The 12333-nt window shown below is 54.0% G+C and carries 10 protein-coding genes and 2 tRNA genes; 4 read left to right on the plus strand and 8 right to left on the minus strand.

Annotated features, from left to right (window positions below; all coding sequences use genetic code 11):
* Nucleotides 1–311: 311 nt before the first annotated feature.
* From AC6I8D_RS12695 to AC6I8D_RS12705, 3 genes are read right to left on the minus strand one after another with little or no spacing between them, the layout of a single operon-like run.
* The gene (locus AC6I8D_RS12695) at nt 312–1337 is read right to left on the minus strand and encodes an ABC transporter permease (RefSeq protein ID WP_312056111.1); all 1026 of its coding nucleotides are present in this window, start codon (nt 1335–1337) and stop codon (nt 312–314) included.
* A 23-nt stretch (nt 1338–1360) separates the two neighbouring features.
* Complete coding sequence (locus AC6I8D_RS12700) at nt 1361–2845, minus strand: sugar ABC transporter ATP-binding protein (RefSeq protein ID WP_312056106.1); 1485 nt, start codon at nt 2843–2845, stop codon at nt 1361–1363.
* A 32-nt stretch (nt 2846–2877) separates the two neighbouring features.
* Nucleotides 2878–3801 carry a sugar ABC transporter substrate-binding protein gene (locus tag AC6I8D_RS12705; protein WP_069729732.1) on the minus strand — a complete coding sequence of 308 codons (924 nt, stop codon included), beginning with the start codon at nt 3799–3801 and terminating at the stop codon, nt 2878–2880.
* Nucleotides 3802–4306: 505 nt separating this feature from the next.
* Between AC6I8D_RS12705 and AC6I8D_RS12710 the strand changes: the two genes are divergently transcribed.
* A tRNA-Asn gene (locus AC6I8D_RS12710) sits at nt 4307–4382 on the plus strand.
* Between the two features lie 127 nt (nt 4383–4509).
* On the opposite strand, the gene AC6I8D_RS12715 is transcribed toward AC6I8D_RS12710, so the two are convergent.
* On the minus strand, nt 4510–5601 hold the full coding sequence (locus AC6I8D_RS12715) for a YncE family protein (protein ID WP_497820286.1): 1092 nt from the start codon (nt 5599–5601) through the stop codon (nt 4510–4512).
* Nucleotides 5602–6026: 425 nt separating this feature from the next.
* Here AC6I8D_RS12715 and fhuE point away from each other — a divergent pair, with 425 nt between their 5' ends.
* A complete protein-coding gene (fhuE, locus tag AC6I8D_RS12720) occupies nt 6027–8195 on the plus strand; it encodes a ferric-rhodotorulic acid/ferric-coprogen receptor FhuE (protein WP_497820287.1) in 2169 nt (722 codons plus the stop codon).
* A 201-nt stretch (nt 8196–8396) separates the two neighbouring features.
* On the opposite strand, the gene AC6I8D_RS12725 is transcribed toward fhuE, so the two are convergent.
* Nucleotides 8397–9470 carry a class I mannose-6-phosphate isomerase gene (locus AC6I8D_RS12725; RefSeq protein WP_497820288.1) on the minus strand — a complete coding sequence of 358 codons (1074 nt, stop codon included), beginning with the start codon at nt 9468–9470 and terminating at the stop codon, nt 8397–8399.
* A 16-nt stretch (nt 9471–9486) separates the two neighbouring features.
* The gene (locus tag AC6I8D_RS12730) at nt 9487–9801 is read right to left on the minus strand and encodes an SDR family oxidoreductase (RefSeq protein WP_497820680.1); all 315 of its coding nucleotides are present in this window, start codon (nt 9799–9801) and stop codon (nt 9487–9489) included.
* A 229-nt stretch (nt 9802–10030) separates the two neighbouring features.
* Between AC6I8D_RS12730 and AC6I8D_RS12735 the strand changes: the two genes are divergently transcribed.
* A tRNA-Asn gene (locus AC6I8D_RS12735) sits at nt 10031–10106 on the plus strand.
* Nucleotides 10107–10233: 127 nt separating this feature from the next.
* On the opposite strand, the gene AC6I8D_RS12740 is transcribed toward AC6I8D_RS12735, so the two are convergent.
* Nucleotides 10234–10779, minus strand: coding sequence for a hypothetical protein (locus tag AC6I8D_RS12740; protein ID WP_497820289.1), 546 nt, complete (start codon nt 10777–10779; stop codon nt 10234–10236).
* A gap of 208 nt (nt 10780–10987) precedes the next feature.
* Here AC6I8D_RS12740 and AC6I8D_RS12745 point away from each other — a divergent pair, with 208 nt between their 5' ends.
* On the plus strand, nt 10988–11686 hold the full coding sequence (locus AC6I8D_RS12745; RefSeq protein WP_312760173.1) for an RluA family pseudouridine synthase: 699 nt from the start codon (nt 10988–10990) through the stop codon (nt 11684–11686).
* Between the two features lie 73 nt (nt 11687–11759).
* Here the strand turns inward: AC6I8D_RS12745 and AC6I8D_RS12750 are convergent, their stop codons facing one another.
* A complete protein-coding gene (locus AC6I8D_RS12750) occupies nt 11760–12299 on the minus strand; it encodes a DUF2058 domain-containing protein (RefSeq protein WP_497820290.1) in 540 nt (179 codons plus the stop codon).
* Nucleotides 12300–12333 lie beyond the last annotated feature (34 nt).

The following is a 12333-nucleotide window of genomic DNA, read 5'->3' on the forward strand; positions in this document are numbered from 1 at the left end:
AATAAGCGGTAGCGATAGGCTACCCAAAGACAAAACTGCCGGCCACGCACCGCAATAGTGCAGCGACTGCGAGTCAGGCGTGCATAAAAGTGATGACCTGCAGATCAGTTTTAGTGCAGCGGTAACCAGATAAGGCGCGCAGCGCCTGGCTCCAGGCGTTGGTGAGGTGGGCTGTCATGTAAACGTTATCAGTGGGATTTCTTATCGCTGGCGGGAATTTGACGGGATCAGACTGAACATTGCCCTCTCCGCTATACAACAGAGAGGGCAATGCATGCACCGGGTTGCGGCGGCGCACTACCGGTGGCAAATCAGCGTTTTTTACGGTTGCGATGCATATCAATTGAGACCGCGGCAACGATGATGATCCCTTTGATGATGTCCTGAATATAGGCATCGACACCGACAAAGGTGAATCCGCTCTTAATCAGGCCGAGGATCACTGCACCGATCAGCGTACCGGTGATGCGGCCGACGCCGCCCATCAGGCTGCTGCCGCCGATTACGGCTGCGGCAATCGCATCCAGCTCATAAGACATCCCCATGCTTGACTGTCCGCTGCTGACACGGGCCGCCAGCACCACACCTGCCAGGCCAGAGAGCGCACCGGCAATGGTATAGACGATGATCAGGTACTTATTAACCTTGATACCCGAGACTTTGGCGGAGGTCATGTTACCGCCGATGGCGTAAACATATTTACCGTAGCGGGTGTGCTTCAGGGCGATATGGAACAGCAGCGCCACCACCAGGAAGATCACCACCGGCATCGCGCCCTGTCCGATAGAGGTAAAGCCATCGGAGAGGAAGCTGATCGGATTACCCTGGGTGTAATACTGTGCCAGACCGCGCGCCGACACCATCATACCGAGGGTGGCAATAAACGGCGGGATTCCGGTGCGGGTGATCAATACGCCATTCACCAGACCACATAGCAAGCCGACCCCGATGCCGGCGGCGATCGGGATCACCGCCGGCATATTCACCAGCGACGGATACATCGGCGACAGGCTGTCCGAGGTTTGCGCCAGGCTGGCGGCGACTACGGCGGTCAGGGCGATGACCGACCCGGATGAAAGGTCGATACCGGTGGTAATGATCACCTGGGTCACGCCTACCGCGATAATCCCGATAATCGCCACCTGCAACACAATCAGGATCAGACGGTTGGTGTTGAGCAGGAAAGACTGGTCACGCACGTACCAGCCGAACATTTCAAAAATTAACGCTATCCCCACCATCACCACAAAAATGCCGGTATCTTTCGGCAATTTGTGACGCAGACTGGCGAAAAAGGAGGGTTGCTGCGGAGTTGCCGGGGTGGCAGTGGCTTTCATGTTGCTCATAGTTGTCTCGCGCCTCACTCGGATGCCAACGACAGAATGGTTTCCTGATCGGCTTCTTCTTTATCGAGGATGCCGGTTATACGCCCGCCGTGCATGACCATTACCCGGTCGCTCATGCCGAGAATTTCCGGCAATTCAGACGACACCATGATGATGGCTACGCCACGGTTGGCGAGTTCACTGATTAAGCGGTAAATCTCCGCTTTTGCCCCGACGTCGATACCGCGCGTCGGTTCATCCAGAATCAGGATCTTGGGTTGCGCCAGCAGCCAGCGGGCAATCAGTACTTTTTGCTGGTTGCCGCCGCTGAGGTTGTTGATGATCTGATCCATGGTCGGGGTTTTGATGTTGAGCCGTCGGATTTGATCCATGCAGTCCTGCGCCATCTTCACATGGCTGACAAAACCGCTTTTTCCGCTGTACTCCGGCATGTTGACGATGCTCATGTTTTCCATCACCGACAGCACCAGAAACAGCCCGGACTTTTTGCGATCTTCGGTGAGAAACGCCATTCCCTTGTCAATCGCGGTGGACGGCGAGTCGATATTGACCGGCACGCCATCAATCAAAATTTCACCGCTATCGAAACTTTCCATCCCGAACAGGCTTTCCATTACCTCGCTGCGGCCCGCGCCCACCAGCCCGGCTACGCCGAGGATTTCGCCACGGCGAACGCTGAAGTTGATGTCGGTGAAGCGGTCTTTGCAGCTCAGATTGCGAACCGTTAGTACCTCTTCACCAATCGCATTATTAAATTTCGGGAACAGCTGGGTCAGTTCACGTCCGACCATCTGGGTGATCAAGGACTGGCGGGTATATTTCGCCGTCTGGTCGCTGCCAATCCAGCTGCCGTCGCGGAAAATACTCACTTCGTCGGTAATGGTGAAAATTTCATCCATCTTGTGACTGATATAGATGATGGCTTTGCCCTGCTCCCGCAGGTCACGGATGATGGTAAACAGATGCGCAACTTCAGTTTCAGTTAACGCAGAGGTGGGCTCATCCATGATGACGATGTCAGAATCCCACGAGACGGCTTTGGCAATTTCCACCATTTGCTGCGAGGCGATACTCAAATCGCCGACCATACGATCGGCTTTCAGGCGGATGTTCAGTCGGTTCAGCAGCGTCTGCGTCATCTGATTCAGGCGGGCGTGATCGACAAAGCCAAACTTCATCGGTTCACGACCCAGCCAGATATTCTCGGCCACCGTCATGTACGGCACCAGATTCAGCTCCTGGTGGATCATCGAGACACCGGAACGCAAGGCATCCATCGTGTCCTGAAACTGCACCGGCTCCCCTTTAATGCGAATGGTGCCCTTATCGGGACGATACATCCCGATAAGGCACTTCATTAAAGTGGATTTGCCCGCGCCATTTTCGCCCATCAAGGCATGTACCGTTCCCGGACGCACCCGCAACGAGACGTTGTCGAGTGCCTTCACCCCGGGGAAGAACTTGCTGATGCCTTCGGCTTCAAGCGCAAAAGCGGTCATACATCACCTCCGTACAGCTGGGTCGGGAACGATTATTTCAGGTTACGCTGGGTAAACTGGTCCATATTTTCTTTAGTAATCAACTGGTAAGGGATATTGATAACTTTCTGTACTTTTTCGCCCTTCGCCAGCTTCACCGCAGCCTGAACCGCGCCTTCACCCTGGCCCTGCGCATCCTGGAAGACGGTGGCGATCATCTTGCCTTGCTTCAGCATCTGTAACGCATCTGGCGTGCCGTCGACGCCAGCAATCAGGATTTTGTCGGGATTCTTGCCCAGCGCCTGTAAGGCACCGATTGCCATTTCATCGTTGTTCGAGGCGATGGCATTGATGTCGTTGCCAGCGGTCATCCAGTTGCTGACCACATCCACCGCGTCGTTACGCATGAATTTTGCGGTCTGCTTCTGCACGATTTTGATGCCGGGGAATTTTGCGGCGACTTCTTCTACGCCTTTGGTGCGGTCACGGGTCGACTCATTCGCCAGGTCGCCCATCAGAATGGCGACGTTGCCTTTGCCGTTCATCGCTTTGGCGAGTGCTTCCATTTGTAAACGTCCGGCCAGTTCGGAATCGGAACCGACGTAGGCCATTTTGTCAGTCAGTTCAGCCTGCGGACGACGGTTAACGAAGATCAGCGGAATACCGGCTTTACTGGCCTGATCCATAATCGGCTTCACCGCGTTGGTGTCGACCGGGTTGACGATAATGGCGTCAACGCCCTGGCCGATGAAGGTCTGAACCTGTTGCAGCTGCTGTGAAACGTCACCTTTGGCATCTTCTACCTGACCTTTGACGCCATCTTTCTGCATCTCTTTCTGCATTGAGGTGCGGAGAATAGTCAGAAAGTTGTCGTCAAACAGTGCCATAGAGACACCGACAGAGAGATCTTTTGCCATCACGGCGGCAGGCAACATGCAGGCTAACAGTGAGGCGACAATCGTTTTTTTGATGTTCATAGGGACCCTTCTTATTTGTTAACTTGCTCAGTGGCTGACACTGCGAATGAAAAATATCTTTTACATTCATCCAACCGGACTGGCGTCTGTTTCGGTAAATTTGAGGTAAGACTTTCGGTTCTGGCTATTTTTGTGACCGACCACTCCTTTTCACAATCACTTGATTCCCAAGTAGTTAATTTCAAAATGTTGTTTTACTTTTTCATAACAGTTGCGTCCGTGATGATAAGCAGTTTATTTATTCCATATAATCACGTTTTGAAATTTTTATCATAAAAGCACTGAAATGATTGTTTTAACATCGTCAAATAACAAAACTTTGACACGCCTCTAACATCTATGGAGAAATGCCTTCAAATTGAGATCCTGTTGGCAGTTTGAAAAGTCACCGAAAAACTTAAAAAAACGCCATTCCGCTGCTTTTACGAGCATCTGAACGCAATTCCTCAAAGAGGGCTTTGACAAGCTGAACCCGCGCCGCTAATATTCGCCCCGTTCCAGCAATTCCTCTGTAGTTCAGTCGGTAGAACGGCGGACTGTTAATCCGTATGTCACTGGTTCGAGTCCAGTCAGAGGAGCCAGAATTAGAAAAGCCCGCTCAGGGAAACCTGAGCGGGCTTTTTGCTGTTGGCTTTTAATACGCCAGCCTACCGCATCGTATTGCTTCTGCAGCGCCTGCGCGACGTAACCGGGCAGGCGCTGAGGCGATTACTTCAGCGCAATTCGCACGATTTCGTCAGTGCCTTTGGTCGACGAGTCCTTGTTAAACCCGGCCTTCAGGGTGACGTACAGCGTGGCGTTATCCGGTCCAATCAGCAGGCTGTTAGGGTTTTTATCAAACGACCAGCTCTTTTTCACCGCGTAGGTGGTGGCGTCCAGCTGCAGCACTTTTTTCGATTCACGCTGGCTGATGTAGAGTTCATTACGCTGCGGGTTGAACTTAATGCCCAGCGCATCGCCTTCGATACGTTTGATCACCTTCCCGCTGCGTTCGTCGAACACCAGCGTGGTTTTGGCTTTGGAATCGTCAGTGACAAACAGACGGCCGGTAGCCGGATCTTCGGCCATGTTAAGGAACAGGTACTCTTTGCCATCACCCGCGGTCAGGCGTTTTTCGATTTTGTGACTGCGCGGATTGATCACCAGAATTTCGCCGGAACCGTTGGCGGCATAAATGCGTTCAGTCAGCGGGGAATAGATGATGCCGGTGACCCATTTACCGGCGTTTTTAATCTCGGTTTTCAGCTTAAAGGTTTTGGTATCTACCACCGAGATATAGCCAGGCTCGGCGACCCGGCCGACGTATAATTCATTGCCGTGCCACAGCACTTCACGCGCACCGGCAGGATAACCCTCTTTGCTGATCTTGCCGGGGAAGACCAGCCGCTGCAGCACTTTGCCGCTCTGCGCATCCACTTTAGACAGCGCGCCATCCAGCGAGTTGGTGGTGTAAAACACGCTGCCCTGCTGATCGATAGCTGTACCGAAGTTTTTCAGGTCGGTATGGGTTTCACCTTTGGTGTCCAGCGTGGCCGGATCGAGGCGATAGATCATGCCGCCATTGACATCCTTAAACCCCTGAGCGCTGGCAACAAACAGTGCTTTGGACGCCGGTGAATAGGCCATCTCGTACAGTCCATCTCCCAGCGCGCGTTGCGTTACCGACGTATCAATCGGTTTTGCTGCTTCAGCAGCAGGCGCGTCGACTTTTTTGGCCGGGGCCTGACAGGCGGTCAGGCCAAAGGCAGCGGCAACGGCCAGGGCAACAGCGGCTTTGCGCGGACTTAACAACGATTTCATGCTGAACTCCATCAAGGGATGAATCGCGCCGGTCCGTGTGACCGCGCGGAAGAATGAGAATCATACGCATTAACAACCGGTAATCAACTTAGCCGGCAGATTGCGGCCCCTATTTCCCGCTTGATTGATGTCCGATTCGGCTTTTATTGCCGCTATTTAGCGTCAGCCGCCCCTTTTTACAGCCCGGAAAACCTGTAAACGTTAGTTACTATCCGGATTAAAATGCTGTTATCTGGTTGATTATCATAACCTTTACATCTTCTTACACTTGGCGTCGAATCATTTCTAAAAAATATAAAGCAAATGATTATCATTGGCATTCGCAAATAATTAACCCCTGCTGATTACACTAGGGTAAAAGCGCGCGAAGCTCACTGAAAAAGCGTAACGGCTTAAAATAATAATCATTTCTTACGGAAACTATTATGTCTTTCAACGGCATGGAATCAGGCATCAGGAAAACCTTTCGCGTTTCGTTGCTGGCAGTGGCGGTACCCGCGCTGTTCACTCCCCGGCTGGCACAGGCGGCTGAGGAGGCACAGCAGGATCTGGTGGTGAATGCCGCTCCCGGCGATGAGAGCCGCAATTCAGAGCAGGACTATGCTGTTCAGACCACCCGGGCGGGCACAAAACTGCTGTTAACACCGCGTGACGTCCCGCAATCGGTCAGCGTAGTCACCCAGCAGCGGATGAAAGATCAGGATCTGCAATCGGTTAACGATGTGCTGACCAATGCCACCGGTATCTCGACTAATCTGATCGACAGTGAACGTTCTGAATACTATTCGCGTGGCTTTAAGGTGAGTAATTTCACCTACGACGGCATCCCCACTTCGGTCAACGATGCGTGGAACTACGGTGATGCGGCCTCTGATACGGCGATTTACGATCGCATCGAAATTGTCCGTGGCGCTACCGGGCTGATGAGCGGAGCAGGCAGCCCTGCCGCCTCGATTAATATGGTGCGCAAACATGCCGACAGTAAAACCTTCAGCGGTACGCTTAATGCCAGCTACGGCAGCTGGAATAAGCAGCGTTATGTGGCGGATCTCGCGGCTCCGCTAAACAGTGATGGCAGCCTGCGCGGCCGGGTCGTCACCGGCTATACCGATCAGGACAGCTGGCTGGACCGCTATCATAAAACCAAAAAGTTTGTTTATGGCGTTATCGATGCCGATCTGAGCGAACACACTACCCTGTCGCTGGGTTACGATTATGAAGATAACAACACCGGCAATCCCACCTGGGGCGGTCTGCCGATGTTTTACAGCAACAACGCCACCACCCACTACCCTCGCAGCCTGAATTCAGCCGCCAACTGGGCGCGTTACAACACCAATGCCCGCAAAGTTTTCGCCGATATCGATCACAACTTTGATAACGGCTGGAACGTTCACTTTAACGGGACCCACGCCGAGAATACCTTCAGCGATAAGCTGCTCTACGTAATGGGCAGTGCCGATCAGGAAAGCGGCGAAGGCACTACCGGTTTCGGCAGCATGGACCGCGGAAAGCGTAAGGTGGATTCCTTCGATGGTTTCGCCAGCGGTCCGTTTGCGCTGTTGGGCCGTCAGCACCTGTTGATGGCCGGCATCAGCTACAGTCGCCAGCATAACGCGACCTGGAGTCAGGATGGGGTCAGCAATGCCGAAGCAGGCGAAATCACCGCTGAGGATATGGGCATCTTCAACAACCACTGGAGTGGCAATATTGCCGAACCTGAATGGCAGGGCTGGTATCTCAATGCCAACGACACCATCCGGCAGAAATCGGCTTATAGTGCAGCACGCTTTTCGCTAACCGATCCGCTGTCGTTGATTATTGGCGCGCGTTATACCCAATGGAGCACCGAGGGCAGCAGCGGAGATATGACCAAAAACAACACCACGCCTTATGCCGGCCTGGTGTACGACATCAACGATACCTGGTCCGCTTATGGCAGCTATACCGCAATCTTCCTGCCGCAAACCTATCGCGATACCCGCGGGAAATATCTGGCACCGGTCACCGGTAAAAGCTACGAGACCGGACTGAAATCGGCGTGGTACGACGGCCGGCTGACTGCAACCGTCGCGATCTTCCGCATTGAGCAGGACAACGTGGGTCAGGCGCTTGACGGGGTGTATCTCAGCGGCAGCGAACAGGCTTATGCGCCGGCGAAAGGCGCAGTGAGTAAAGGTGCCGAGTTCGAACTGAACGGAGCGTTGACCGAAAATCTGCAGCTGACCTTGGGCGCAACCCGCTATGTCGCGCGGGACAAGAGTGGCCGCTTCAACAGCTATCAGCCGCAAACCTCCTTTAAATTCTTCACCCGCTACCAGTTGCCAATGCTGCCCGATCTGACGCTCGGCGGCGGCCTTAACTGGCAGAACCGGGTGTTCGAAGATTCCACCAACGCCAGCGGCGATAGCGTGCGCGTTTACCAGGGCAGCTATCCGCTGGCCTCGCTGTTTGCCCGTTATCAGATTAACCGGCAGGTTGCGCTACAGGCTAACGTCGATAATCTGTTCGACCGCGAGTACTACAGCTATATGAACAGCTACGTTTACGGTGAGCCGCGCAATATCAACGTCAGCGTTTCCTGGCAGTTCTGATCCGCCGGGGTAGATACGCGCGTTACCTGGTTTGCAGGTTTAAAAACGGCCGCAGCGCATCAGGCTGCGGCCGTTGTGGCATCAGGGTTGCTGTTTACAGCGTCAAAAATTCACAAAAGATCACGTTAAGGGGTAAAACCCGCTGCAATGCGCATCATTCCAGCGCGGTCTTGCCCTGCCCCTGACTGCTGCAGGGAAGCATTATCTCTGCTGGGTTAACTGCGGAATATCACCCAGCGCGGCAATTGCCCGATCGCTATAACCGGCCTGCTGGAGCGGCTGCACAACTTCAGCAGCCAGATCCGGCACGTAGCCAATCAATACCTCGCCCGCAGGCTGCAGGGTCACTTCCTCTAACGCGGCGGGTAACAACACTGACTCCGCCCGCCCGATTTCCACCGTGACGCCATTAGCCGTTACCGTTAGCGGCTCACCGAGGTTAGAGAGAATGCGCGCGCGACTGAAACTCAGGCGTTGTGGCTGGCTAAACTGCCAGCGTTCCAGCGCAAAATAGGGCCCGGCACAGCAAAACAGCCGGGTCAGATCCGCGCTATTCAACGTCAGACCGGGCTGAGGTTCACAGCGCAGTTCGGGCCGCAGCTCCTGTAACAGCGCTTCAATATTCTTCTCCCACTCTGCCTGGCTCAGACGCGAGCCGTCTTCCATTTTCCACGGCATGGCGTGCTGCTGAATGTCGGAGGTCTGTTCGATTTCATAGATCAGCGTGTCGGGACCAAAGCTGTGCAGCATCCCGCCGGGAACGTAAAAAGTATCACCGGCTTTTACCGCTACCCGATGCATCACCGCATCGTAATCCTCTGCCAGCAGCGCCGCTTTGAGCCGATCATTGTCCACACCCGCGCGCACCCCCAACAGGCAGGTGGCATCCGGTGCCGCCGACAGAATATGCCAGGCTTCGGTTTTGCCATTCGGCTGCTGCTCCAGCCGCTGCGCCGCCTCATCATTGGCGTGCAGATGCACCGGCAGCATTCCGCTGCCATCAATAAATTTGCTCAGCAGCGGGAAGTGCGGACCGCGCCAGCCGGGTGCGACGATGTCATCGGGAAAACGGGTGATCAACTCGCGCACGCTGATGCCCGCCAGCTCGCCGTTAGTGACTGAGGCGATCATGCCGTCGACATCGCTGATCTCCCAGGTTTCGGCCACCCGTGAGTCTGGCAGTCCGGCCTTACGCAGTTGCTGCCTGATGCGCTGACCGCCAAAAATATGGCTGGCGATTGGCGTGGTCAGCTTCAATGGATACGCTTTCATCATTCCCCCTTAGCCTTAATCAGATCACTGCGACACCACCGGTAACCGCAATGGTCGCGCCGGAGATATAGCTCGCATCGTCACTGGCCAGCATCACCCAGGATGAGGCCAGCTCCGCCGGCTGGCCCATGCGCTGCAACGGCACTTCACCGCCAAAGCTTTCCACCTGCTCGGGTGGCATGGTGGCCGGAATTAACGGCGTCCAGATGGGGCCAGGCGCCACGGCGTTGGCGCGAATGCCTTTATCCGCCAGCAGCGCAGCCAGGCTACCGGAGAAGTTAATAATGGCTGCCTTGGTCGCGGAATAGGCGATGAGCTTCGGCTTTAGCTGAATCGTTACTGTTTACCTTAGTAAGTCTAGCAGCCCTCACTAAAGCGCAAGGACGATGACGTGGTGTAACAGTTTGAGTGACCAACTATTTTAGTGCTATGCGTGAATGCGCCCGGCAAAATTGAACGGCTTGAGTGCCAAACTGATTACGCTTTCTGCAATCGCGCGCAACGGGTGAAAAAGGCCATTGCGCCTGCGGCAGAAATCAGTAAACTGCGCGCCATCAACCGATTCCTCTGTAGTTCAGTCGGTAGAACGGCGGACTGTTAATCCGTATGTCACTGGTTCGAGTCCAGTCAGAGGAGCCAAATTAGAAAAGCCCGCTCAGGGAAACCCGAGCGGGCTTTTTGCTTTGGTGTCTGAATCGGATTCGGCATCTGCCTCGGCTCTCAGCTGACGTAACGCTTTGCCATAAACAGGAAGGCTACTGCTTTCTTAGTCTGTTTCGCTATCGGGCAGCGGATAGATCAATTCGATTTCAGGAGCATCCGCTAAATGCCGGCCTGACCGGGCCATCAAATAGCCTCCGATCTGTTCCGGACTCAGGTCGATAGCCATCATATCCGGGTTGCGGAACCATTCATCAGGCCAGTAGATGAGATCGGAGGGATTAGCGTCAAAATTCTTTTCCAACAGTGAAATGGCGAAATGCTGTTCAGCATCCTTACCTTCTGCGTTACAGATAAAATTGATTGTTTGCACCAGCTCATCCCAGCTGAAATCCGCGTAAAATTTTACCGGGTTAATCGCGATACGGGTAAAGTCGCTGGCATCCATCAATGAAGAAAAATCTCTGAAGTCTGAATAGCCATAAGGATGGGTTACCTGAGCGTTCCAGTCAGCGATCATCATCGTTAATTCACTCTCCTGCGTGTCTGTTCCGGCATCAATTTTCGCGAGTATCTGCTGAGCCTGGCTGGCCAGCTGTGCGATTTTTTTTCGACTTACGCTGGCGGGTTTTATACGTTCAGGTAGCGGCATTTTTACTCCTTTAAAATAGCCTGCAATAAAACAGCATAATCAGCAGATCAGGTTACTCAAAATTTAACAGTCCCGATAGTGATTCAGATATACCGACCCCGGTTTGTCTGTGTGGTATCGGCATGCCAGCGTCATTGAGTCACATCACCATTCGTCACATCAGGCAAAATTGGTTATTATCCGCCTCCCCTCACCTGCCGGTAGTCAGATGTCTGAGATAGTCGATAGTTTTGTTGCGCCGCCGTGTCATGACCCGATTGAGATTCTCTATCAGGATGAGCATCTGCTGCTGATCAATAAGCCCGGCGGGCTGCTGAGCCTGTCCGGCAAAAATCCGCTGAATCTTGATTCGGTGCATCACCGGCTGGTGAAAAGCTTCCCCGGCTGCACGCTGGTCCATCGACTGGATTTCGGTACTTCCGGGTTGATGGTGATTGCCCGCAACAAGGCGATCAATGCGGCGCTCTGCCAGCAGTTCAGCCAGCGCAACGTGCGTAAACTCTATAGCGCGCTGTTGTGTGGCCATCTGGCTGATGACGAAGGAGTGATTGAGGCGGCGATTGCCAAAGATCCGGCGCGCTTTCCGCGGATGACGATTTGCGATCGCCACGGCAAGCCTGCACGTTCACATTATCGGGTGGTTGAGCGCGTTGATTATGCGCAGCAGGATGGCAGCACGGTGCCGGTTACGCGGGTGGTGCTGACCCCGGAAACCGGGCGCACGCATCAGCTGCGGATCCACTGCCAGCTGCGCGGTCATCCGATTCTGGGCTGCGACCTGTATGGCGGGCTGCTGCTGCCGGGCAGCGAAAAAACGCCGCGACTGATGCTGCATGCCGGCGAACTGCATTTTGTTCATCCGGTCAGTGGCGAAGCGATTCACGCCCGGCACCCCAGCCCGTTCTGATTCGGCTGAGACGCAGCAGCATCAGCCTCGCCCGGCTGGCGCTGCGCTGCGCTGCATCCGCCTTAACGCGGACTTACCACATCAGATCGTCCGGCACTTTGAAGTCTGCATACGGATCGTCTTCATCCTGCGCTTCCTGACTCAACGCGCTGTTCAGTACGATGCTGCTGGCATCGCGCTGTGCAATTTTATCCGCCACGCTGGCCGGGATAATCGCATACTGATTCTCGCCACCGTTCTCCGCCACCAGACGGGCAATAGCAAGACGGCCGCTGATCAGCTGCGCCTGAATCAGCTTATCGACGTTGATTTTTTTAATCAGGTTGTTATCGGTGAAGTTAAAGCCGATATTGCCTTTTGACACATCAATCTTATTCATTTCAATCAGCTGCTTGACCTGCGCTTTATACTCTTTGGATAAAACGGCTTGTTTCTGCTGCTCATTCAACTGCCTGTCGCGCTCAAGCTGCGCTTTTTTATTTTCTTCGACCGCCGCTCTGGCTTCACGCGCCTGAACCCGTGATTTCTTAGCGGTACGCTGCACTTTGTCCATCTTCTTGCTGCTGACTAATCCCGCTTTCAGCATCTGCTCTTGTAAGGTGAGTTTGGTCATTTTGGTTTCTGAGCCTGTTACGAAATTTCAGCGA

The sequence above is a fragment of the Pantoea sp. X-Soil-MYKO-1785 genome (assembly GCF_059730675.1).